The organism is Kitasatospora sp. NPDC087314 (genome assembly GCF_044744365.1).
Classification (GTDB): Bacteria; Actinomycetota; Actinomycetes; order Streptomycetales; family Streptomycetaceae; genus Kitasatospora.
Map to the genome: position 1 here is coordinate 108,792 of NZ_JBIUYE010000016.1, position 20,433 is coordinate 129,224.

Annotated in this window: 26 protein-coding genes and 1 pseudogene; 14 read left to right on the forward strand and 13 right to left on the reverse strand. The window is 72.1% G+C overall.

Annotated elements, in window-relative coordinates; all coding sequences use genetic code 11:
- Positions 1 to 12: 12 nt before the first annotated feature.
- A complete protein-coding gene (locus ACIO5E_RS31190; protein WP_400674287.1) occupies positions 13 to 699 on the reverse strand; it encodes an HAD family hydrolase in 687 nt (228 codons plus the stop codon).
- 27 nt (positions 700 to 726) lie between these two features.
- Complete coding sequence (locus ACIO5E_RS31195; protein WP_400674290.1) at positions 727 to 1,317, reverse strand: NUDIX hydrolase; 591 nt, start codon at positions 1,315 to 1,317, stop codon at positions 727 to 729.
- 248 nt (positions 1,318 to 1,565) lie between these two features.
- On the opposite strand from ACIO5E_RS31195, the gene ACIO5E_RS31200 reads away from it, so the two are divergent.
- Positions 1,566 to 2,333 (forward strand): CDP-alcohol phosphatidyltransferase family protein, encoded by a 768-nt coding sequence (locus tag ACIO5E_RS31200; protein WP_400674293.1) that lies wholly within the window; start codon positions 1,566 to 1,568, stop codon positions 2,331 to 2,333.
- 58 nt (positions 2,334 to 2,391) lie between these two features.
- Here the strand turns inward: ACIO5E_RS31200 and ACIO5E_RS31205 are convergent, their stop codons facing one another.
- Positions 2,392 to 2,751, reverse strand: coding sequence for an ArsR/SmtB family transcription factor (locus tag ACIO5E_RS31205; RefSeq protein WP_400674295.1), 360 nt, complete (start codon positions 2,749 to 2,751; stop codon positions 2,392 to 2,394).
- Between the two features lie 110 nt (positions 2,752 to 2,861).
- Between ACIO5E_RS31205 and ACIO5E_RS31210 the strand changes: the two genes are divergently transcribed.
- The 4 genes from ACIO5E_RS31210 to ACIO5E_RS31225 all read left to right on the forward strand — a co-directional run bounded on the left by ACIO5E_RS31210 (position 2,862) and on the right by ACIO5E_RS31225 (position 6,192).
- Positions 2,862 to 3,848: a zinc-binding alcohol dehydrogenase family protein gene (locus ACIO5E_RS31210; RefSeq protein WP_400674297.1), complete on the forward strand. Its 987-nt coding sequence runs from the start codon at positions 2,862 to 2,864 to the stop codon at positions 3,846 to 3,848.
- Positions 3,849 to 4,042: 194 nt separating this feature from the next.
- Complete coding sequence (locus tag ACIO5E_RS31215; protein WP_400674300.1) at positions 4,043 to 4,450, forward strand: hypothetical protein; 408 nt, start codon at positions 4,043 to 4,045, stop codon at positions 4,448 to 4,450.
- Between the two features lie 263 nt (positions 4,451 to 4,713).
- Entirely contained in the window at positions 4,714 to 5,547 is an 834-nt protein-coding gene (locus tag ACIO5E_RS31220) for an NmrA family NAD(P)-binding protein (protein ID WP_400674302.1), read from the forward strand.
- 210 nt (positions 5,548 to 5,757) lie between these two features.
- Entirely contained in the window at positions 5,758 to 6,192 is a 435-nt protein-coding gene (locus ACIO5E_RS31225; RefSeq protein ID WP_400674304.1) for an ester cyclase, read from the forward strand.
- A gap of 30 nt (positions 6,193 to 6,222) precedes the next feature.
- Here the strand turns inward: ACIO5E_RS31225 and ACIO5E_RS31230 are convergent.
- The 3 genes and pseudogenes from ACIO5E_RS31230 to ACIO5E_RS31240 all read right to left on the reverse strand — a co-directional run.
- Positions 6,223 to 6,414: pseudogene (locus ACIO5E_RS31230) on the reverse strand (helix-turn-helix transcriptional regulator); the annotation flags it as partial.
- Positions 6,415 to 6,672, reverse strand: a complete 258-nt coding sequence (locus ACIO5E_RS31235) for a hypothetical protein (protein WP_400674306.1) — start codon at positions 6,670 to 6,672, stop codon at positions 6,415 to 6,417. It abuts the pseudogene before it with no gap.
- A complete protein-coding gene (locus ACIO5E_RS31240) occupies positions 6,669 to 7,049 on the reverse strand; it encodes an ATP-binding protein (RefSeq protein ID WP_400674308.1) in 381 nt (126 codons plus the stop codon). Before ACIO5E_RS31240 ends, ACIO5E_RS31235 begins: the two co-directional genes overlap by 4 nt.
- Before the next feature lie 197 nt (positions 7,050 to 7,246).
- Here ACIO5E_RS31240 and ACIO5E_RS31245 point away from each other — a divergent pair, with 197 nt between their 5' ends.
- On the forward strand, positions 7,247 to 8,098 hold the full coding sequence (locus tag ACIO5E_RS31245; RefSeq protein WP_400674311.1) for a helix-turn-helix domain-containing protein: 852 nt from the start codon (positions 7,247 to 7,249) through the stop codon (positions 8,096 to 8,098).
- A gap of 4 nt (positions 8,099 to 8,102) precedes the next feature.
- Positions 8,103 to 8,288: a DUF397 domain-containing protein gene (locus tag ACIO5E_RS31250; RefSeq protein WP_400674314.1), complete on the forward strand. Its 186-nt coding sequence runs from the start codon at positions 8,103 to 8,105 to the stop codon at positions 8,286 to 8,288.
- Between the two features lie 53 nt (positions 8,289 to 8,341).
- On the opposite strand, the gene ACIO5E_RS31255 is transcribed toward ACIO5E_RS31250, so the two are convergent.
- The gene (locus ACIO5E_RS31255; protein ID WP_400674317.1) at positions 8,342 to 8,578 is read right to left on the reverse strand and encodes a hypothetical protein; all 237 of its coding nucleotides are present in this window, start codon (positions 8,576 to 8,578) and stop codon (positions 8,342 to 8,344) included.
- A 135-nt stretch (positions 8,579 to 8,713) separates the two neighbouring features.
- On the opposite strand from ACIO5E_RS31255, the gene ACIO5E_RS31260 reads away from it, so the two are divergent.
- The 7 genes from ACIO5E_RS31260 (at position 8,714) to ACIO5E_RS31290 (ending at position 14,484) form a co-directional block, all read left to right on the forward strand.
- Positions 8,714 to 9,277, forward strand: coding sequence for an RNA polymerase sigma factor (locus ACIO5E_RS31260; RefSeq protein WP_400674320.1), 564 nt, complete (start codon positions 8,714 to 8,716; stop codon positions 9,275 to 9,277).
- The gene (locus tag ACIO5E_RS31265; RefSeq protein ID WP_400674323.1) at positions 9,274 to 10,098 is read left to right on the forward strand and encodes a zf-HC2 domain-containing protein; all 825 of its coding nucleotides are present in this window, start codon (positions 9,274 to 9,276) and stop codon (positions 10,096 to 10,098) included. Before ACIO5E_RS31260 ends, ACIO5E_RS31265 begins: the two co-directional genes overlap by 4 nt.
- Before the next feature lie 56 nt (positions 10,099 to 10,154).
- The gene (locus ACIO5E_RS31270; protein WP_400674326.1) at positions 10,155 to 10,964 is read left to right on the forward strand and encodes an ABC transporter ATP-binding protein; all 810 of its coding nucleotides are present in this window, start codon (positions 10,155 to 10,157) and stop codon (positions 10,962 to 10,964) included.
- Entirely contained in the window at positions 10,961 to 12,343 is a 1,383-nt protein-coding gene (locus tag ACIO5E_RS31275; RefSeq protein ID WP_400674329.1) for a hypothetical protein, read from the forward strand. The genes ACIO5E_RS31270 and ACIO5E_RS31275 overlap by 4 nt, the downstream gene beginning before the upstream one ends.
- The gene (locus ACIO5E_RS31280; protein ID WP_400674332.1) at positions 12,340 to 12,915 is read left to right on the forward strand and encodes a hypothetical protein; all 576 of its coding nucleotides are present in this window, start codon (positions 12,340 to 12,342) and stop codon (positions 12,913 to 12,915) included. Before ACIO5E_RS31275 ends, ACIO5E_RS31280 begins: the two co-directional genes overlap by 4 nt.
- Positions 12,916 to 13,175: 260 nt before the next feature.
- Positions 13,176 to 13,574: a hypothetical protein gene (locus ACIO5E_RS31285; RefSeq protein WP_400674335.1), complete on the forward strand. Its 399-nt coding sequence runs from the start codon at positions 13,176 to 13,178 to the stop codon at positions 13,572 to 13,574.
- A gap of 175 nt (positions 13,575 to 13,749) precedes the next feature.
- Positions 13,750 to 14,484 carry a DUF2071 domain-containing protein gene (locus ACIO5E_RS31290; protein WP_400674337.1) on the forward strand — a complete coding sequence of 245 codons (735 nt, stop codon included), beginning with the start codon at positions 13,750 to 13,752 and terminating at the stop codon, positions 14,482 to 14,484.
- A gap of 105 nt (positions 14,485 to 14,589) precedes the next feature.
- Here the strand turns inward: ACIO5E_RS31290 and ACIO5E_RS31295 are convergent, their stop codons facing one another.
- From ACIO5E_RS31295 to ACIO5E_RS31320, 6 genes are all read right to left on the reverse strand, one after another.
- On the reverse strand, positions 14,590 to 15,357 hold the full coding sequence (locus tag ACIO5E_RS31295; RefSeq protein WP_400674339.1) for an ABC transporter permease: 768 nt from the start codon (positions 15,355 to 15,357) through the stop codon (positions 14,590 to 14,592).
- On the reverse strand, positions 15,354 to 16,280 hold the full coding sequence (locus ACIO5E_RS31300; RefSeq protein ID WP_400674342.1) for an ATP-binding cassette domain-containing protein: 927 nt from the start codon (positions 16,278 to 16,280) through the stop codon (positions 15,354 to 15,356). The genes ACIO5E_RS31295 and ACIO5E_RS31300 overlap by 4 nt, the downstream gene beginning before the upstream one ends.
- On the reverse strand, positions 16,280 to 17,119 hold the full coding sequence (locus tag ACIO5E_RS31305) for a DUF4097 family beta strand repeat-containing protein (RefSeq protein ID WP_400674345.1): 840 nt from the start codon (positions 17,117 to 17,119) through the stop codon (positions 16,280 to 16,282). The genes ACIO5E_RS31300 and ACIO5E_RS31305 overlap by 1 nt, the downstream gene beginning before the upstream one ends.
- Before the next feature lie 93 nt (positions 17,120 to 17,212).
- Positions 17,213 to 17,773: a toxin-antitoxin system HicB family antitoxin gene (locus ACIO5E_RS31310; RefSeq protein ID WP_400674347.1), complete on the reverse strand. Its 561-nt coding sequence runs from the start codon at positions 17,771 to 17,773 to the stop codon at positions 17,213 to 17,215.
- 137 nt (positions 17,774 to 17,910) lie between these two features.
- On the reverse strand, positions 17,911 to 18,978 hold the full coding sequence (locus ACIO5E_RS31315) for an adenosine deaminase (protein ID WP_400674350.1): 1,068 nt from the start codon (positions 18,976 to 18,978) through the stop codon (positions 17,911 to 17,913).
- Between the two features lie 65 nt (positions 18,979 to 19,043).
- Positions 19,044 to 20,339: a DUF445 domain-containing protein gene (locus ACIO5E_RS31320; RefSeq protein ID WP_400674352.1), complete on the reverse strand. Its 1,296-nt coding sequence runs from the start codon at positions 20,337 to 20,339 to the stop codon at positions 19,044 to 19,046.
- Positions 20,340 to 20,433 lie beyond the last annotated feature (94 nt).

The window sequence follows — 20,433 nt, forward strand, 5'->3', positions numbered from 1 at the left end:
CGCCGCCGTCCGTCAGAAGTGCCGCAGCAGTTCAGGGAAGGTCGCCAGCTGCAGGGTCGCCTCGTCGGGGCCGAGGTCCGCGTGCTCCAGGACCCAGGTGTGCTCGTGCGGGATGAAGACCGTGCGCAGGCCGGCCTGGCGGGCGGGCGCGATGTCGGACTTGGGCGAGTTGCCGATCATCCAGGTGCGGTCGGGGTCGAGGCGGAGGTCGGCGGTGAGCCGCCGGTAGGTCTCCGCCGACTTCTCGGCCACGATGTGGACGCCCTGGAAGTGGTGGTCGATCGTGGAGGCCGTCACCTTCCGCTGCTGCTCGTCGAGGTCGCCCTTGGTGAGCAGCAGCAGGTGGTGGCGCCCGGCGAGCGTGGCGAGGGTGTCGGCGACGCCGGGGATCAGCTCGATCCCGCGGCCGGTGAGCGGGGCGAGGAGCTCCTCGATCCGGGCCTCCTCGGCCGGGGTGGGGGTGCGGTCGCCGTTCAGCCGCCGCAGGCAGTCGGCGAGGCTCTGCCGGAAGACGGCGGCGCCGTAGCCGAGGGCGGCGGAGTTGGCGGCTTCGATCCCGTCGAGGAGGGTCCTGGTGCGGTCCCGCTCGGCCGGGGTGGAGACCCAGTCCAGGAAGCCGTCGATGACGCGCTCGAAGAGGACGTTGTTCTCCCAGAGCGTGTCGTCGGCGTCGAAGATGAGGGTCTGGTCGGTGTGCATCCGGGTGTTCTCCAGGGGGTCCACTGGTCAGGCGGGAAGGGCGTCGAGCAGGCGGCCGGCCCGGTCGAGGGTCTCGCGGAGGTTGTCCTCGGTGGTCCGCTGCCGGGCCTCGGCGATGGTGAGCCACTCCAGCGGGGCGGCGGGGTTCTCCGGCCGTGCCTGCTCCGGGGTGTCGGTGGCGAGCAGGAAGCGCAGGTCGGCGTGTTCGTGGGCCGGTTCGACGGGCGAGGCCGGGACGGGGACGACGGCGAGGTGGACGAGGGCGGCGTCGGGCCACGGGGTGAGGTCGGTGAGCCCGGTCTCCTCCAGGCCTTCGCGCAGCGCGATGTCCAGCGGCAGGGTCTCCCCCGGGTCGCCGTGTCCGCCGACCTGGAGCCAGGCCTGTTGGCGGACGTGCCAGCGCAGCAGGACGCGCCGGGTCGGCGGGTGGACGATCAGCGCGGAGGCGGTGAAGTGCAGCGGGGTCGTCCGGCCCCAGACATCGGCGGCTCCGGCGGCGGCCTCGGCGAGGTGGCGGGCGCGCTCGTGGTCGGCGGTCTCCGTCGGGCCCTGCGGTCGGTGCCGGGCCAGCAGTTCGGTCAGGCCCGGACGCTGCACCGCGCCGCCTGTGGTCACCATGATCAGCACTCCTCGTTCCGCTCCGGACCACGTCAACCGGCTTGCGGGGGCGGGTGATCGGGGCCGGGGCCTCGGGTTCCGGCGAACCCGCGCAGCCTAGCCCGGGGGCGGTTCGGCGGCCCACCGGTTTTCGACCCGGTGGGCCGTGCTCCTCACCCCTGCGGGCGGTGGAAACCGGCCGGTCGGGGCGGGGTCCGGGAGGCCGTAGCCTGAGGTGATCGTTTCGGGACAGGTGGAGGGATGTCGTCATGGTGGCTGCTCCGGCACTCGCGGAGCTGCGCGAGGTGTGCCAGCCGCAGGCCAAGCTGCAGAGCCGCAACGGTGAGCACTGGGCGGGGCGGCTGTACATGCGCCGCATCTCGCTGCGCACGACCCGGCAGTTGGTGCGGACGTCGGTCTCGCCGAACACCCTCACCTGGGTCATGGTGGTGTGCGGGGTCGGCGGCGGGGCGGCCCTGCTGATCCCGGGCCTGACCGGCGCGGTGCTGGCGGCGGTGCTGTTCCAGCTGTTCCTGCTCTTCGACTGCGTCGACGGTGAAGTGGCTCGCTGGAAGCGGCAGTTCAGCATGGCCGGGGTGTACGTGGATCGGCTCGGCGCCTATCTGGCGGACGCGGCGCTGATGATCGGCGCGGGCGCGCGGGCGGCCCGGGGCGGGTCGGAGCTGTGGGTGTCGGTGGGCCTGGCGGCCGCGCTGGGCGTGGTGCTGCTCAAGGCCTCGACGGACCTGGTGGACGTGGCCCGGGCCCGCAGCGGGCAGCCGCCGGCGGACGAGGAGTCCACCCAGCCGCGCTCACAGGGCATCGCGACCGCGCGGCGGTTCGCCTCCGTGTTCAAGATCCACCGGGTGACGAACGGCATCGAGGCCTCCCTGGTGCTGCTGGCGGCGGCCGCGGTGGACGCGGCGCTCGGCAACCTGGACGCGACGCGGGCGGCGGTCGCGGGGATCGCGGTGATCACCTGGGGCATGGTGGTGGCGCACCTGGCGTCGATCCTGTCCTCCTCGCGCCTGCGCTGACGGCGTCCGCGCCGACTGCGCCCGCCCATCCGTCGCGCGGCCGCCCTCGCGCGGCCCGCTAGAGCCCCTGCCCGTCCTCGGCGACGGCAGGGGCTTGCGCGTGAGCGGCCAGGACGGTGTCGAGGAGGCCGGGGAAGCGCCGTTCCAGGTCGACGGTGCGCAGCGCGGTGAGCCGGCGGTTGGCCTCCTCGCGCTGGCGGATCAGGCCGGACTCGCGCAGCACCTTGAAGTGGTGGCTGAGGGTGGAGGGGGCGACGTCCACGGGAAAGGTGCCGCAGGCCCGTTCGGGTTCGGCGCGCAGGGTCCGCACGATGGTCATCCGGGTGGGGTCGGAGAGCGCGTGCAGGACGTCGAACAGGTCGATCTCCTCGGTCGCGGGGTGGGCGAGCGCCGGTCGGCGCCGGGTGCTGCGGGGCATGGTCCGACCTCTCCGATCTACAATGTTCGACAATCATCGAAACTGCGTGGTACCACTTGCCTCACGTCAATTTCGTCGTTCGTCGAACATCGTAGCCGAGGGGGCCCGACATGCGCGCACTGGTGATGACCGCACCCGGTGGAGCCGAGCACACGGAGATCCGGGAGGTCGAGGCGCCGCGCCCCGGCCCCGGCCAGGTGGCGGTCGACGTCGCCTACGCCGGACTGAACTTCGTCGACGTGATGGGCCGCCGGGGCGACGCCGGGTACGTCACCGCCTGGCCGTACCGGCCGGGCAAGGAGGTGGCCGGCACCGTCCGGGAGGTCGGCGAGGGCGTCACCGGGCTGGCGCCGGGCGACCGGGTGGTCGCCGCGCCCACCGGCGGCGGCCTGGCCGAGGTGGTGCTCGCCGAGGCCGTGCTCACCGTGCCCGTCCCGGACGGGCTGGCGCTGCGCGAGGCCGCCGCCGCCCCGCTCGGACTGGCCACCGCGATCCTGCTGCTCACCGACGCGGGCCGCTTCACCGCCGGGGACACCGTCCTGGTGCACTCGGCCGGCGGCGGGATCGGCAACGCGGTCGCCCAACTGGTCCCGCTGCTCGGCGGCGGCCGGCTGATCGGCACGGTGGGCCGCCCGGAGAAGGCCGCGGCCGCCGTCGCCACCGGCTACGACCACGCCTTCGCCCGCGACGAGGGCCTGCGCGACGCCGTCCGGGCCGCCACCGACGGCCGGGGCGTCGACCTCGTCCTCGACCCGCTCGGCACCGACGCGCTGGAACTCGACCTGGACCTGGCCGCGCCCGGCGGCCGGATCGTCCTGTTCGGCAACGCGGGCGGCGGCGCCGTCACCGACCTGCCCCCGCTCGTCCGGCTGATGGCGGGCAACCTCAGCGTCACCGGCTTCAGCCACCGGGCGCTGGCCGCCACCGCCCCGGCCCGGCTGGGGCGGGCGATCGGCCGCGTCCTCGACCTGATGGCCGGCGGCGGGCTCACCCTGCCGGTCACCGAACTGCCCGACCTGGCCGCCGCCCCCGCCGCCCACGACGCCATGGCGGAGGGCCGCGCCACCGGCAAGTACGTGGCACGCGTGGCGGGTTGATCCGGGTCGGGCCGCCGCCTGCCTCACCCCCGACGGCGTCACCAGCCTCGACTTCGCGACGGTCCCGACCATCGCCCCGCTCTGAGCGGCGGCCCCCCTGCGCCGGAAGTCGGCCAGGCCGACTTCCGGCGCAGCGCCCTGACGAATGGACCTCGCTCGCGCGTGCGGCGATCGGCCCGACGGACAGCGGCGCCGTGCTCCTGTCCGGCCGGGTGGGTGACTGGACGTTCGTCTACGACGATGGCGGCCTGACCTCCTTCGGGGAGGATGGCGAATCTCCGGCGAAGCTGCTGTCAACCACGGGCAAGCAGGCTGCCACCTGCACCTTCTCCATCAATGCCGACACGAACCTCGACTATGCGGTCGATGGCGAGCTGCTGTTCTCGATCTCCGAGGAACTCGACCCGGCTCGTGATGCCGAGGAGATCCCCGCTGGACTGCGTGACGCCGTCGCGGCCGCCGGGATCTTCGAGCAGGACCACCTCGACGATGACGAACCCGACGCTGCGATCAACATGCGCGTGCTCTGCGCACTGGCAGGACTGCAGTGCACACTGGACGATCTCCGCCGTATCCCGCTGTGGGCCGCTCCCTTCGCCTGATGCCCTCGACGTGATCTTCACGCGCGTCCGCCGGTCCGCGCGGTCCTGGGCAAGCCGTGGAAGTGCAGGTGCGGTTGCCCGATCACGGGGCTCTCCACGCACGCCGGCGCGCTCGGACATTCGGGTGATCCGCGGCACCGGGCCTGGGAGGCTTCCTGCCCGGCGTGCGGAGTGGTTGGCCGGGAAGGCAGGGTTGAGGGCCATCGGGCCGGTGCAGCACGACTGGTAGGCATAGTTCGGGGCTGACGGGTGTTGGGCGGGGCGTGACCAAGATTCTGGTGATCGGTGCGACCGGCAAGGTGGGTCGGCATGTGGTGTCCTCGCTGGCCGAAGGCGGCTTCGGGGTAAGGGCGTTGGTACGGGACCCGGACCGGGCCTCGCTGCCCGAGGCGGTGGAGGCAGTCCGGGGTGATCTGGCGTCGCCGGAGAGCCTGGAGGCGGCGCTGCCCGGGGTGGAGAGCGTCTATCTGATGTGGCCGGGGATCCCGGTGCAGCCGCGCGTGGTGGAGCTGATCGCCGCGCACGCCAAGCGCGTTGTGTACCTGTCGGCGGACGTGGCCGACCTCGCCGACGGCGAGCCGGCCACGGTCTTCCACCAGGAGATCGAGCGGCTGATCAGGGCGTCCGGCCTGGGCTGGACGTTCGTGCGGGCGATCGACTTCGCGACGAACATGCTCGGGTGGGCCGACCAGGTCCGGCAGGGTGTGGTCCGCTGGCCGTACGGGCAGGCCCGCCGGTCGCTGATCCACGAGCGCGACATCGCGGACGTGGTGGTGCGGGCGTTGACGACGGAGGGGCATGACGGGGCGAAGTACGTGATCACCGGGCCCGAGTCGATCGCCCACGCCGAGCTGGCCGGGATCATCGGCGAGGAGATCGGCTCCGAGGTGCGGTGGGAGGACCTGTCGCCGGAGACCGCCCGCGAGCAGTTGACGGCGGCCTGGGGGAACGCGGCGTTCGTCGAGTCCAGGCTGCGGGCCTGGGAGTCGTTCACGCACGAGCCGGAGCGGGTGACGGACACCGTGGAGCAGGTGCTCGGACGCCCGGCGCGAAGCTTCCGTTCGTGGGCCCGGGAGCACGCGGACGACTTCCGGTAGCGGTCCCAGAAGTCCCTTGGTCCGCGAGTCGCGCTCGGTCTGGGCCTGCGGAGAGGCTGACGAGCCGAGTCGAGCGGAGCCGCGCTCGTCGTCGACAGCGGCCTGACCTCGGTAGTCTGACGCTGGATCAGCAGGCGACGACCCGGGCCCGGGCAGCACGGCCTCGGACAACGCCGGGCAGACAGAACAGTCCGTACAGGAGGGCCTCCCGTGAACCAGAACGATGTGAGCGAAGCCGCCAAGGCCGTCGTCCGGCGCAACACCGAGGAGGTCCAGGGCGGCGGTGACTGGGCCCTGTTCGACGAGCTCTGGGCCGACGACTTCGTCGATCACACTCCCCAGCCGGGCCGCACCCCCGACAAGGCCGGCGCGCTGGAGCTCTACCGGGTACTGCGTGCGGCGTTCCCCGACTTCCACGCCGAGATCCACTGGCAGGCCGCCGACGACAACCTCATCACCACCTTCAAGACCTACCACGGCACCCACAGCGGCGAGTTCCTCGGGATCGCACCCACCGGCCGGAGGGTCCACTTCGAGACCGTGGACGCCATGCGGGTGGTCGACGGAAAGATCAGCGAGCACTGGGGGGTGGCGAACCTCTTCTCCCTCATGGAGCAGCTCGGCGCCGGACTCGGTACGGCCTGAACACCCGCCAGGTCGCGGCGTGTCCGGTGCTCACGGTTGGAGCACGGTCGCAGGCCGGTTCCGGAGCTCGCGCCGTGAGGAGATGCCGAGTTTGCGGAAGACGTTGCGCGGGTGGGTGCTGACGGCGCGGGGGCTGAGGAACAGCGCGGCGGCGACCTCCTTGGAGGTGTCGCCACGCGCGACCGGGCGTGCGATCCACAGCTCTTGCGGGGTCAGCCCGGTCTAGCATCGCCGGCGGTCCCGCTCGCGCTTGTACTCGCGCAGGAGCGCGAGGAGGTTGATGAGGGTGCTGGCCTGGATGTTGCCGAGCTCGACGAGGACGCGGCCGTTGAGGACGGTCTCACCGGGCCTGGCGGAGGGCCAGAGGAGACCGAACTCGCGCCCTTCGATGCGGAGTTCGACGATGAGTTGGGTGATCTCCCGGCCGGTGAGGTGACGCAGGGCCGGGTCCGCCGGGTGGATGGGCTGGTGCGCGCTCACGCGACACCGTCCAGCTCGAAGTCCAGCTCGAACCAGACGCTCTTGCCGAGCTTCTGGGGGTCGACGCCCCAGCGGTCGGTGAGGCCGTCGACGAGCTGGAGGCCTCGTCCGGTCTCGGCGAGGGCGGAGGGCGTTCGCCGTTCCGGGAAGGCGGAGGAGCGGTCGGCGACGGTGACGCGGAGGGTGTTGTCGAGGATGAGGATGAGGACGACGGGGGAGGTCGTCTCGCCGTGACGCCAGGCGTTGACGATGAGTTCGGCGAGGGCGAGTTCGGCGTCGACGACGGCGGAGGACGGCCAGCCGGCGCGGGCCATGACGTCGCGGAGGGTCTCGCGGGCGAGGGTGAGGGAGGGGGAGTTGAGGTTGGGGTTACACACGGGAATCTCCCTGAGGGGTAAGGGGATACGCCGAGCGGGCTGCGATGCGGGGCAGCGTCACTGACGCCCGTTCGGTGATCGGCGCATCACAGACTGTAGGGCATTGGTGGTACATGTTGGGGTACTTCTACCCCCATGCTTCACTCGATCGATGGATTGCTGGACCCTTCAAGGGGTCGCGATGGATGCTTGGGGGCATGCCACCACGAACCACCCCGTCAGCCAGGCAGGAACGAGTAGGCACCGAGCTGCGGAAGATGCGCGACTGCGCAAGCCGCACGACCGCCGAAGCTGCCGCGCTGTTCGGGTTTGCGCGAACGAAGATCACCCAGATCGAGAAGGGGAACTACCCGGTCACCGCTGAGCGGGTGCGGATGCTCGCCTCCGAGTTCGAGGAGAGCGACATCGCCTTCATCGAGGCGCTCGGGGCCATGGCCGAGGAACGCCACAAGGGTTGGTGGGAGGACTACCGGGGTTCCGTGCCGGTCGGCTTCCTCAACATTGCCGAGCTGGAGTACTTCTCCAGGGGGCTGCGGACGTATCAGATCTCGCACGTCCCTGGCGCCATGCAGACGGAGGAGTACGGGAGGGCGATCTTCAAGGATGTCTACCCGCCACTCTCGCCGCGCCACGTCGAAGCCCGCGTTGAGCACCGGGTTCAACGTTCGGCCTATCTGATGAGAGAGGGAGCCGAGCCCTACTCGGCGCTGGTTCACGAGGCTGCTCTGCGCATGCTGTTCGGTGGCCGCGATGCTGCAAAGCGACAGATGGACAAGCTGCTTGAGTACTCGGAACTGCCTCACGTGACACTTCGAGTGATCACCTTCAGCACCAATGGCTTCATGGGTGCAGGCCAAGGCATCATCTATGCGAACGGGCCGGTGCCCCGTCTGGACACTGTTCAACTCGACACTGCCAGCGGCCCAGTGTTCCTTCACGAGCTGAAGCTGATGGAGAACTATCGCCGGATCATCGACGTGATGACCGAGCGATCACTTACCGAGAGCCAGTCTCGTGACGCCATCAGGCTTATCAAGAAAGAGATCTAGCGCCATGGATGCAATAGACTGGAAGCGCCCCGAGGCGTGCGGTGAGGGCGCTAGCTGCCCCGAGGTGGCCATCACCTCCGACGCCGTGTACATCCGCAGCAGTCTCCTGCCCGACGCCGTCGCCCACCTCACCACCGACGAATGGCGCGACCTCCTCACCGCCATCCGCGCCGGGGAGTTCGACCTCTGACCCCCGCTGCTGGGCGGGCCGTTCAAGAAACGGCCCGCCCAGCCGACGGCCGCCTACGCCGCCTTGGCCGTCGCCCGAACGCCGAAGTGCACGTACCTGCTTCCGTCCTCCAGTGCGTAGAACACCACCGGCATCCACGCGCCCTTCTCGTTCCGCCGCCCCGCGAACACCGTCTTCTCCGGCGCGTGCGACACCGGCGTCAGTTCCCACGCCAACGGATCGAACGTGCCCTTGAGCCCGTCCGCCCCCTCGTACGTCAGACGCAGCGTCCCCTCACGGTCCGACGTCACCGATCACGACACTAGCGCTCCTCTACCCACTTTCAAACGTCGTTTGAAATCCGCCCCGAGCGCAGCGCCACCACCCGCGTGACCCAGATCACTCCCCACGGAAAACCCGCCGCTCCGACCGGGCGTCTAGCAGGTGTGAAACGGGTTGGGGCGGCATCGCCGCAGGAACTGGACGAGGAGCGCCTCCTACGGCGGGTGGCCCGGGGCGACCGGGCCGCCTTCGAGGAGCTGTACCGCCGCACGTCGCCGTGGCTCGCGGTACGGCTGCAGCGCCGCTGCGCCGACCAGCAGATCGTCGCCGAGGTCATGCAGGAGACGTACCTGGCGGTGTGGCGGGCGGCGGGCTCCTTCGCCGGGAGCCGGACCGGGGGAACGGCCGTCGGCTGGCTGTGGACGATCGCGGCCCGCCGCCTCGTCGACGCGTTCCGGCGCCGGGCCCACCACGCGGAGCCGCCGCCCGCCGCCGCTCCGCACCCCGTGGCTCCCGCCGCCGAGGAGGAGGCGCTGGTGGCCACCGTCGGCGGTGACGTCGGGGACGCGCTGCGGCGCCTCGCGCCGGAGCTCAGGGAGGTACTGCAGGCCATGGTCCTCGACGGACTGTCCGTCCGGGAGACCGCCGTCGTGCTCGGACTGCCCGAGGGAACGGTCAAGACCCGCGCCCGCCGGGCCCGGATCGCGATGCGGGAGGCGCTCGCATGAACGTGGAACACGCTTCGGCACGGCTCATCGACGGGTACGCGCGCGGCGACACGAACCTCGTCGCGGACGAGGTGTGGGCCCTGGAGGCCCATCTGGAGGGGTGCCGGGTCTGCCGTGACCGGCTGTCGGCCGCCGTCATGACCGAGGCACCCGCCGTGGCGGCGCTGACCGAAGCCGTCTGGTCCGAGCTCGAACACGAACTGGCCGCGGCCGTCCCCGGGGCGGCGCGCCGGCGCCGGTCGCCGCTGTCGCGGCTGTCCGCGTGGGCGACGCCCGCCATGGCGCCGTGGCTGGCCATGGTCCTGGCCGTGACGCTGCTCGCCCTGCTGCTGGACCTGACGGAACTCGGCTCCGGCCAGGTGTCCCTGATGCTGCTGCTCGCCCCCGTCCTGCCCGTGGGCGGCGTGGCGGCCTCGTGGTCGCGCGGCCTGGACCCGGCCTACGAACTGACGGCCTCCACGCCGAGGGCGGGGCTGCAGCTGGTGCTGCGGCGCACCGCCTCCGTGCTCGCCGTGGTGATCCCCACGCTGCTGGCGGGGGGCTGGGCGACGGGGGTGACGGCCGCGCAGTGGCTGCTGCCCTGCCTGGCCTTCACCTCGATGACCCTGGCGCTCGGCGGGGTGATCGGCGTGACCCGCGCCGCCGTCGCCCTGGTGGTCGCGTGGGCCGCGGTGGTGGTGGCGCCGACCCTGGCCACCAGCCGGACGGCCGTCGCCCTGCAGACCGACGGCCTGCCGGTGTGGGGACTCATCCTCGCCCTCGGCGTCACCGTCGTGATCGCCCGCCGCGGCGCCTACACCGTGCTGGGAGCCCACCGGTGAACCCCCCGGCCCCCGGCCCCCCGAACTCCCCGAACCCCCGAGAGAAGAGGACGCGCATGACGCCCGCAGTGAGCAGGGCCGACATCGCCCCCACGGCCTACGCCTGGGAGATCCAGGCGACCGGACTGAAGGTCAGGGTCGGCAGGAACCGGATGGCCGTCGACGGGCTCGACCTGTCGCTGGGCACCGGCGTCCACGGTCTGCTCGGTCCCAACGGGGCGGGCAAGACCAGCCTCATCCGGGCCCTGGCCACCGTGCTGCGCCCCGCCGGCGGCGAGCTGGAGCTGCTCGGGGAGTCCGCGGGCGGACTGGGCGAGCATCGCGCGCTGCGCCGCCGGATCGGCTACCTGCCGCAGGAGTTCGGCTACTACAAGCGCTTCACCGTGCGCGAGTTCGTCGAGTACATGGCCTGGCTGAAGGAGGTGCCCGCGCCGGACATCCCCGCGGCGGTGCAGCGCGCCGTGGACCGGGTCGGCCTGGCCGACCGCGCCGACGACCGGATGAAGACCCTGTCGGGCGGGATGGTGCGACGGGTCGGCATCGCCCAGGCGATCGTCAACGACCCGGCGATCCTGCTGCTGGACGAGCCGACGGTCGGCCTGGATCCGGCGCAGCGGCTGCGCTTCCGGGAACTGCTCCAGGAGTTGGGGACGGACACCTGCGTGGTCGTCTCGACCCACCTGGTGGAGGACGTGGCCGCCGCCTGCACCGACGTGGTGCTCTTCGCCGAGGGGCGGCTGGTCTTCCAGGGCACCCCGGACGAACTGGCCGCGGCCGGCGGCCCGGAGCACGTGGGCGACAGCCCGCTGGAACGCGGCTACTCGGCGCTGCTGATCGACCCCGCACGGACGGGGGGCGCCTGGTGAACCTCCGCATCCTGCGCATCGAGCTGAAGCGGACCGTCGCTCCGTGGGCCGGCGCCGTCGTCCTGGTGACCGCGCTCGCGTACCTGTACCTCGTGTCCGGACCGTGGTGGCGGGGCAACGCGCTGTGGACGGCCCAGTGGACCTCCATGGCGCTGTGGACCCGGTACCTGCTGGCCTTCGTCTGGCCGCTCGCCGTGGGGCTCGGGGCGCTCCAGGGGCTGCGCGACCCCCGCTCGAAGATGTCCGAGCTGCTCTCCAGCACCCCGCGGCCCGCACGGCACCGCGCAGCCGTCCTGGCGGGCGCGACGGCGTTGACCCTGGTCTCGGCCTTCGCGCTCATCGTCCTCCAGGGCGCGGTGCAGGTGCTCGCCGGCGACGCCCCGTACACCTCTCTCGGCTGGCTGCCCATCTCGCTGGTGGGGGCGCTCGCGCTGGCCGCGGGGGCCGTCCTGGGCATGGGGGTCGCGCGGGCCCTGCCCTCCGTCCTCACCCCGCCCGCACTGGCCGTGGGCGCCTTCGTGTTCAGCAACCTCCTGCGGCAGAGCGCGGACGACACGGTGCCGACCTCGTTCGCGGTGCCGAACCGTTACTCGCTGCTGGCGCCGGCGACGGCGGAGGTGCGCCAGACGCTCCTCACGCTCTCCGCCCCCGTGCACGTCGGGCAGGCGCTCTGGCTGCTCGGCATGGTCGCGACGGGCCTCGCGCTGCTGGCCGCCGCCACCCCGCGGGCCCGACTGCTCGCCCTCACCCCCCTGCTGGTCGGCGGGGCCGTCGCCGTGCTCGTGTTCCCGGTGAGCCCCCGCGGTGCGTACGTCGTCGACCGGGCCGCGGCGGCGCAGGTGTGCGACGGCGCGGTGTGCGTGACGGCGGCCCAGCGGGCGCGGCTCGCCGACCTGGCCGGTCCCGGCAGGGAGGCGCTGCGCCTGCTGCACGACACCCTGGGCGACCAGGCGCCCGCCGCCATCCACGGGACCACCGCCCCACGGGCACGGGACGCCGAGACGGAGCGGTCGCGCGACTTCGTGCTCATCGACCCCGACGACGTGGTGATCGGCGCCGCCGGGGGCGAGCAGCTGACCCGGGCCCTGGTCGGCCAGGGCATGGCCCCGGTGTGCCACCCCCGCAGCGACACCGACTTCGGCTCGGCGCAGGAGGAGGCCGCCCGGAGCATCGGGGCCGCCTGGGTCCTCGGCGGGGACCTCCGGCCGCTCGACGGGAGCAGGTTCGCCGCCAACGACCTGACCGTGGCCCGCCCGGTGTGGGAGAGGTTCATCGCGCTGCCGCAGCCGGAGCAGCGCCGGCGGATCGGTGCCATGCACGCCGCCGCACTCTCCTGCGCGGACCCGCTCGCCGCACTGGCCGGCGGTGCGTCCCGATGAGGTGGCTGACGCTGTACGCGCGTTCGCGGCAGGCGTCCGCCTCGCTCGCCGTGGTGGTGATCAGCGCGGTGGCGGTGTGGGCACTCGCCCGGATCAGCGGCGGGGACCCGGGAGGTCCGTGGCTGTCCACGCTCGTCCTCTTCGCGGGGGCGACGGCGGTCTCGGTCGGACTCGGCGGGCAGGACCTCGCGTTGGACCGGACGGCAGCGATCCGCTGGACGCTCCGCAGGGCGGCGCACGTGCTGCTCGGCGGCGTGCTCATCGGCGCGGTGCTGCTGGCGGTGCAGACGATGGGCGAGCAGTCGGCCCCCGCCTCCTTCGTCGTGCGCAACAGCGCGGGGCTGATGGGACTCGCCGCCATCGGGGCGGCCTGGTTCGGGGCGCAGTACGCGTGGATCCTGCCGTTCGCGTGGCTGTCGTTCTCCTACTTCGTCCCGGCCACGACGAACACGGCGACGCAGGTGCTGGCCTGGATGATGCTGCCGCCCGGCACGGCGGCCGGCACCTGGACGGCCCTCGTCCTGGCCGTCCTGGGCACCGTGGTCTACAGCGTCGGAGGCCCGAGGCGTTAGCGACGGCCGCACCGTCCTGGTCCCGTGATCGTGACGTGATCTCAGTCCTAGACGTATCCGACAATCACACTTCAGCCGTTCCGATAACGGCTTGATCCGATCGCTTTCAGGGATTCCGAACGCGATCCGGTTTCCCGCCGTCGACGGCGGGGGTAGTGGCGAGGTGTTCGCGCTCCGCCCGTCTCCCAGTCCCGGGCGGAGACGGATCGTTGAATTCCGAAAATCATTTCTTCTCCATCATTGTGAAGGGCAGGATTCGCATGAAGAGGATCGTCCGGAACGCACTCGTGACCGTCGCCGCCGCCGGAGCGCTCGGCGTCGCCGTCGCCCCGGCCGCGATGGCCGCCGAACAGGCCCAGCCGGTGGCCGGCGTGCAGGCACAGCTCCGCAACCCGAAGACGGTCAAGGCCGACGCGTACAACCAGGCCCGCAGCATCCTGGCCAAGGCCGGCAGCCAGTCGGCCGCCAAGTCCCACCCGGTCCACGGCAAGAACGACGTCCCGGTCTCCTACGGGACGAGCCTCCTCGCCGGCTCCCGGGACGAGTTCCGGGCCGCGGACAAGAACCTCCCCGAGAAGGAGAAGAAGTCCGGCATGTCCCACGACCACTACAACGCCATCCACAACGCGGCCAAGACCATGGGCATCGACACGTGGTGACGCACGGCACCCCGACCTGACCGTGGCAGGCCCCCGTCGCCGAATCCGCGCGCGGGGGCCTGCTCGGCTCCGGGGTACGGCCACGGCCACCGAGCCACTGCCGGATCGGCGTTGAACGTGTTCAAATCTCCTGCCATGATGTCCCCGTCAACGGGCCACGCCCTGAGGGGGGACCATGATCCGGCCGAACGTCGCCAGCACCGTCGAGCGCCGACTCCTCGTCAACTACCGCCTCGACCCGGGCGTCGCCGCCCACCACCTGCCCGCTCCGCTCCGCCCGCAGCTGATCCGCGGCCACGCCGTCGGCGGCATCTGCCTCATCCGGCTGGGCGACGTACGGCCGGCCTGGTCGCCCGTCCGCGCGGGCCTCCACAGCGAGAACGCCGCCCACCGCTTCGCCGTCGAGTGGGACGGCCCGCTCGGGGTCGAGACCGGCGTCTACATCCCGCGCCGCGACACCACCTCCCGGCTGAGCACCCTGGTCGGCGGACGGCTGTTCCCCGGGGTGCACCACCGCGCCGACTTCGACGTCCACGAGACCGCCGACCGCCTCGACATCGCCTACACCAGCCGGGACGGCACCACCCGCGTCCGCGCCGCCGTCACTTACCCCGATGGCCGCACCGACGGCCTCAGCGGCAGTCGGCTCTTCGCCGACCTCGCCGAGGCCTCCGCCTTCTTCCGCAACGGCAGCAAGGGCTACTCCGCCACCCGGCGCCGCCACCTGGACGGCATGACCCTGGACACCGACGCCTGGCACATGGACACCTGCCGCCCCCTCTCAATCACCTCGTCCTTCTTCGACGACCCCGACCGCTTCCCGCCCGGCAGCGCCGTCCTGGACTCCACCCTGCTCATGCGCGGCCTCCCGGCCCGCTGGCAGCCCCTGCCCGCCATGGACGCCGCCTAGGGTTCGTCCGGGCCCCGAGGCCGGAGAGGCCCCCGGGCCCGGACAGCCCAGTGGCCCGGGCGGACATCGCTGTCCGCCCGGGCCCTGCTACCGGCCGTACCCCCGTCACCGCCGGTAGAAGACGCTCCTCGACCAGAAGAAGCCGAGCAGCGTCAGCCCGGTGCACCACGCCAGCGCGCTCCACGCGCTGTTGCCGATCGGAGTGCCCATCAGCAGCCCGCGCAGGGTCTCGATGATCGGCGTGAACGGCTGGTACTCGGCGAACCAGCGCAGGGCGGTCGGCATCGAGTCGGTCGGGACGATGGCGCTGCCGATGAAGGGCAGGAACTGCAGCGGCATCGGCATGTTGCTGGCACTCTCGACGGTCTTGGCCACCAGACCGATGCCGGCCGAGATCCAGGTCAGCGCCAGGGCGACGAACACCAGCAGCCCGGCGGCGGCCAGCCACTCCACCGGCCCTGCGGTGGGCCGGAAGCCCATGGCGAGGGCCGCGCCGATCACCAGGACCAGCCCGACCACGGTCTGTATCAGGCTGCCGACCACGTGCCCCGCGAGGAACGCCGAGCGCGAGATCGCCATCGTGCGGAAGCGGTTGACGATCCCTTCCGTCATGTCGGTGCAGACCCCGATCGCCGTGACCAGCGATCCCGAGATGGCCGCCATCAGCACGATGCCGGGCGCCACGTAGTCGATGTAGCTGCCGCCTCCGATGCCCGCGCCGAGCGTGCTGCCGTAGGCGTAGTTGAACAGCAGCAGCATCATCACGGGCATCACCACGACCGCGAAGGTCAGGGACGGGTACCGCAGCGCGTGCTTGAGGTTCCGGCGCAGCATGGTCAGCGAATCGCCGACCACGTAGGTCGTCGCACTCATCGGGCTCCCTCTCCGGTCAGTGTGAGGAACACGTCGTCCAGATCGGCCGTCTCCACGACCAGTGACTCGGCCCGCACGGAGGCGTTGTCGAGCGCGTCCAGCACGGCCTTGACGGTGAGGACGGAGTTGTTCCCCGGGATGTCGAGCCGCAGCGCCTCCGGGTCGGCCGTCGCGTAGTCGAACAGCCCGGCGGCGACGCCCAGGTGCGCCGCGTCCGCGAACTGGAGCCGGATCCGCCCGCCGGGGACGATCCGCTTCAACTCCTCCGCCGTGCCCTCGGCGACGATCCGCCCGCCGTCCAGGACGGCGATCCGGTCGGCGAGTTCGTCGGCCTCCTCCAGGTACTGGGTGGTGAGGAAGATCGTCACCCCGTGGTCGGCGACCAGCCCCCGGATGATCTCCCACATCGTCCGCCGGCTGCGCGGGTCCAGCCCGGTGGTCGGCTCGTCGAGGAAGATCACCCGCGGATCGCCGACCAGCGTCATCGCCAGGTCGAGCTTGCGCCGCATGCCGCCCGAGAAGGTGACGACCGGCTTGCGCGCCGCCTCCGTGAGGTCGAAGCGCCGCAGCAGTTCCTCCGCCCGCCTCCGCCCCTCCCGACGGCGGAGGTGATTGAGGTCCGCCATGAGCATCAGGTTCTCCTCGGCGGTGAGCAGGTTGTCCACCGCCGAGAACTGCCCGGTGACACCGATCGCCGCCCGTACCTGGTCGGCCTGGCGGACCACGTCGTGCCCGGCCACCCGGGCCACCCCGCCGTCGGCCGGGATCAGGGTGGAGAGGATCTGCACGGTGGTGGTCTTGCCGGCGCCGTTCGGCCCGAGCAGGGCGAACACGCTACCCGACGGGATCTCCAGGTCGATGCCGTTCAGCACGGCCTTGTCGCCGTAGGACTTGGTCAGTCCGACCGCCGAGATCGCCGCCATCACGCCCTCCGGACGATGACGTCGCCGACCTGGGTCTGGCCGCGGACCTCGACCGTCTCCCGGGCGTCGCCCGGGCCCTCCGACGCGCCGAGGGAGTTGCGGACGACGCCGAACTTGCTGTGCACGTCGAGCCAGGCCGCCGTGCCCTCCGCGATGCCGACCTCCAGGTCCCCCACGGCGGTCTGCAGGGTGACCTTGCCGCGGACCACCCGGCCGAGCCGGATGTGGCCGTTCGCCGACTTGGCGTCCACGCCCGCCCCGGCGAGGCCGACGTGGATCCGTCCGTTGGAGGCGTTGGCCTTCAGCTCGCCCTGCACCTCGTCGATCTCGGTGTCGCCGTTGCTGTTCTTGACCGTCAGCTCGCCCGCGACGGCGCCGATCTCGATCCGGCCGCAGCCGGACACCTCGGCGTCCCCGGCGATCGTGCCGACCCGGATGTCCCCATGGTCGGTCTTGAGTCGCACGCTCTCGGCCCGGTCGAGCTGGATCCGGCCGAGGGAGGTCTTCAGCCGGCAGTCTCCCAGCGGACCCTCGGTGACGAAGTCCGCCATCGGGGAGTCGGCGTGCACCTCGGAGCCGGACGGCAGCTCGATCAGGATCTCGATCGAGCCCTTCTTGCTGGAGAACACCGTGCGCTGCTTGGGACCCTTGAGGGTGAGCCGACCTCCGGAGTAGTCGACCTCGGTCAGCTCGGCGGCCTTGACGTCCGCCTCCCTGGCCGTGTTGGCGGGCCGGACCTCGACCACGGCGTCGGTGCGCTTGCTCGCCTTGATCCACACCGAGCCGATTTCGAACTCCAGGGCGGCGGAGATCGGTCCGCCGGTCTCGTACGTAGGCATGGCTGTCCCGTCCTCTTGACTCTCGTGAGTGTTCCCGCCGGTCGGAGCGGGGGTGACGTTGAAGGTGCAGAAGGTTCAGATGGTGCGGAAGCGTTAGTGGACCCAGCCGGTGAAGCCCTGACCACCGACGCCGCGCGAGGTGCGGGTGCCGAGGTGGGCGGCCGAGCGGACGGCCGGCTGGCCGCCCTCCAGCGCGCCGGCGACGGCCCGGACCAGCCAGGTGTTGAGGGAGAGGCCCTCCTGTCCGGCGGCCTCCTCGGCCCGGGCCTTGAGGTTCGCGGGCAGGCGCAGGTTGATCCGGGCGGTGCCCGTCTCGTCCGACTCCGGCACCACGGGCGGTGCCACCGGCATCATCGGTGGCGCCATCGGCGGCACCACGGGCGACACCTCGCCGTGGAAGGCGTCGGAGCCGGGCGGTACGGTCACCACGAACTCCGGGTCGAGCCCGCGCAGGCGCACGTCCACCGAGCCCGGGGCGAGGTCACGGGTGACTTCGCCCATGGCGGCCGAGAGCGCGTTGAGCAGGGTGAGCCGCACGGCCGACTCCAGCGGGAGCGTGAGCCGCTCGGCCAGCGCGCGGGCTTCGTCCCCGCCCGTGCCCGCGGCCACCGCGAGCTCGTTCCGAAGGTTTTCGACGTACGGCGTGAGGTCCATGGCTTAAGCATGGCACAGCAGTGGTGCCATGTCGAGCCATTGGTGACACCACTTTGGCATCACGGCTCGGAGCGCCGCGGCACCAACGCGAAACCGCCCCGCCGGCCGAGGCCGACGGGGCGGTTCGCCGGGAGGGGTCAGGCCTGCCAGCCCGCCAGGTACGTGTCGATCTCGCCCACCAGCCGGGCCTTGCCGGCCATGTCCAGGAAGGACGCCTCGACCGCGTTGCGCGCCAGCGCCGCCACCCCGGCCTCGTCCAGGTCCAGCAGCCGCGCGGCGACCGCGTACTCGGTGTTGAGGTCGGTGCCGAACATCGGCGGGTCGTCGCTGTTGATCGTGACCAGCAGCCCGGCGTCCACCATCCGCTTGATCGGGTGCTCCTCGATCCGCTCCACCGCCCGGGTGGCGATGTTGGAGGTCGGGCAGACCTCCAGCGGGATCCGGTGCTCGCCCAGGTACTCCAGCAGCGCCGGGTCCTGCACCGACTGCGTGCCGTGCCCGATGCGCTCGGCGCCGAGCACCCGGATCGCGTCCCAGACCGTCTCCGGCCCGGTGGTCTCGCCCGCGTGCGGGACGCTGCGCAGGCCGGCCGCCCGCGCCCGGTCGAAGTACGGCTTGAACTGCGGGCGCGGCACGCCGATCTCCGGGCCGCCCAGGCCGAAGCTGACCAGACCCTCGGGGGCCAGGTCGACGGCGAGCCGGGCGGTCTCCTCGGCGGCCCCCAGACCGGACTCGCCGGGGATGTCGAAGCACCAGCGCAGGACGACTCCGAGCTCCTTCTCGGCCCGCAGCCGGGCGTCCTCGATCGCCTCCATGAAGGCGACGTCCGGGATGCCCCGCTTGACCGAGGAGTACGGGGTGAGGGTCAGCTCGGCGTACCGGATGTTCTGGCGCGCCATGTCCTCGGCCACGCCGTAGGTGAGCGCGCGGACGTCCTCGGCGTCGCGGATCAGGTCCACGACGCTCAGGTAGACCTCGATGAAGTGGGCGAAGTCGGTGAAGGTGAAGTACTCGGCGAGCGCCGCCGGGTCGGTCGGCACCTTCGACTGGCCGCGGTGGCGGGCGGCCAGCTCGGCGACGATGCGCGGCGAGGCCGAGCCCACGTGGTGGACGTGCAGCTCCGCCTTGGGCATCCCGGCGATGAACGCCTCGATGCCCCCGGCACCAGTGGGGTTTCCGATCCGACTTCCGTCCGGCTGGACCACGGTGGTTCCCTCTTCCTTCTACGCGCGTCTCGACGATGTCGGCCAAGAATAGGCCGAAGCGGGGATCACCCGCCGAGGGCGACCGCGACGGTGTGGATGAGCAGCCCGGCCAGGGCGCCGACCACGGTGCCGTTGATCCGGATGAACTGCAGGTCACGGCCCACGTTGGCCTCGATCTTCCGGGAGGCGTCGTCGGCGTCCCAGCCCGCCACCGTCTCGGAGATCAGCGAGGTGATCTCGGTGCGGTAGGTGTCCACCAGGTACTGCGCGGCGTCCTGGAGCCAGCCGTCCACCTTGGCCTGGAGCTTGGCGTCGGTCGCCAGGCGCGCGCCGAAGCCGCCCACGCCGTCGCGGATGCGCCGGCGCAGTTCGCTGTCCTCGTCCTCGGCCGCGTTGAGCACCAGGGTGCGGACGGCCGCCCAGGTGGAGGCGATCAGGTCCTGCACCTCGGGCCGGGCCAGCAGCTCCACCTTGGCCCGCTCGACCCGGGCGATGGTCTCCGGGTCGGTCTGCAGCTCGGTCGCGAAGTCGGCGAGGAAGTTGTCGATGGCGCCGCGGGCCGGGTGGTCCGGATCGTCCCGGATGTCGGTGACGAACCGCATCAGTTCCTTGTAGACCCGCTCGCCGACCTGGTGGTCGATGAACTTGGGCGTCCAGCCGGGGGTCTTCTGGCTGACCCGCCGGACCACCTCCTCGTGGTTGGTGGTCAGCCAGCCGTGCGCCCGGACGGCCACCAGGTCCACCATGCCGTGGTGCCCGCCGTCGGCGACCACCTTGCCCAGCATCCGGCCCATCGGCTCGGCCACCGAGGTCGCCGCCGCCCGCCTGGTCACCGCCTCGGCGACGACCGCCTGCACGTCGTCGTCCCGCAGCACCGCGAGCACCCCGCGCAGCGCCGCCGAGGCCTCCTTGGTGACCCGCTCGGCGCTGCCCGGCGCGGCCAGCCACTCCCCCAGCCGCCGACCGATGCCGAGCGAGGCGAGGCGGCCGCGCACCACGTGGCCGGCGAGGAAGTTCTCGCCGACGAACTCGCCGAGCGAGCGCCCGAAGGCGTCCTTCTTGGTCGGGATGATCGCGGTGTGCGGGATCGGCAGGCCGAACGGGCGGCGGAACAGCGCGGTCACCGCGAACCAGTCGGCCAGCGCGCCGACCATGCCCGCCTCGGCGGCCGCCGCCACGTACCCGGCCCAGGCGCCGGCGCCGGCCGCCTTGGCCCAGGTGGCGAGGGCGAAGACCAGGGACGCGAAGGCCAGCAGGCCGGTCGCGATGGTCTTCATCCGGCGGACGCCACGTCTCTTCTGCTCGTCGGCGGCGGTGAACCGGACCCCGGGGCCCGTACCGCTGAAGGCTTCGTCACTCACCCCGCCAGTCTGCCCGTTGCCCGGCGCGGGCGAGGGCGCGCCCCACGATCACGCGCCGGGGGCGCGCCCGGTCACGCCCCGTTCCCCCCGGCGT

Excerpts from the sequence above, each read along its gene's own strand:
- ACIO5E_RS31190 (WP_400674287.1), bottom strand. The coding sequence starts at position 699 with ATGCACACCGACCAGACCCTCATCTTCGACGCCGACGACACGCTCTGG.
- ACIO5E_RS31195 (WP_400674290.1), bottom strand. The coding sequence starts at position 1,317 with ATGGTGACCACAGGCGGCGCGGTGCAGCGTCCGGGCCTGACCGAACTG.
- ACIO5E_RS31200 (WP_400674293.1), top strand. The coding sequence starts at position 1,566 with ATGGTGGCTGCTCCGGCACTCGCGGAGCTGCGCGAGGTGTGCCAGCCG.
- ACIO5E_RS31205 (WP_400674295.1), bottom strand. The coding sequence starts at position 2,751 with ATGCCCCGCAGCACCCGGCGCCGACCGGCGCTCGCCCACCCCGCGACC.
- ACIO5E_RS31210 (WP_400674297.1), top strand. The coding sequence starts at position 2,862 with ATGCGCGCACTGGTGATGACCGCACCCGGTGGAGCCGAGCACACGGAG.
- ACIO5E_RS31245 (WP_400674311.1), top strand. The coding sequence starts at position 7,247 with ATGCCACCACGAACCACCCCGTCAGCCAGGCAGGAACGAGTAGGCACC.
- ACIO5E_RS31250 (WP_400674314.1), top strand. The coding sequence starts at position 8,103 with ATGGATGCAATAGACTGGAAGCGCCCCGAGGCGTGCGGTGAGGGCGCT.
- ACIO5E_RS31265 (WP_400674323.1), top strand. The coding sequence starts at position 9,274 with ATGAACGTGGAACACGCTTCGGCACGGCTCATCGACGGGTACGCGCGC.
- ACIO5E_RS31270 (WP_400674326.1), top strand. The coding sequence starts at position 10,155 with ATGACGCCCGCAGTGAGCAGGGCCGACATCGCCCCCACGGCCTACGCC.
- ACIO5E_RS31280 (WP_400674332.1), top strand. The coding sequence starts at position 12,340 with ATGAGGTGGCTGACGCTGTACGCGCGTTCGCGGCAGGCGTCCGCCTCG.
- ACIO5E_RS31285 (WP_400674335.1), top strand. The coding sequence starts at position 13,176 with ATGAAGAGGATCGTCCGGAACGCACTCGTGACCGTCGCCGCCGCCGGA.
- ACIO5E_RS31290 (WP_400674337.1), top strand. The coding sequence starts at position 13,750 with ATGATCCGGCCGAACGTCGCCAGCACCGTCGAGCGCCGACTCCTCGTC.
- ACIO5E_RS31295 (WP_400674339.1), bottom strand. The coding sequence starts at position 15,357 with ATGAGTGCGACGACCTACGTGGTCGGCGATTCGCTGACCATGCTGCGC.
- ACIO5E_RS31300 (WP_400674342.1), bottom strand. The coding sequence starts at position 16,280 with ATGGCGGCGATCTCGGCGGTCGGACTGACCAAGTCCTACGGCGACAAG.
- ACIO5E_RS31305 (WP_400674345.1), bottom strand. The coding sequence starts at position 17,119 with ATGCCTACGTACGAGACCGGCGGACCGATCTCCGCCGCCCTGGAGTTC.
- ACIO5E_RS31310 (WP_400674347.1), bottom strand. The coding sequence starts at position 17,773 with ATGGACCTCACGCCGTACGTCGAAAACCTTCGGAACGAGCTCGCGGTG.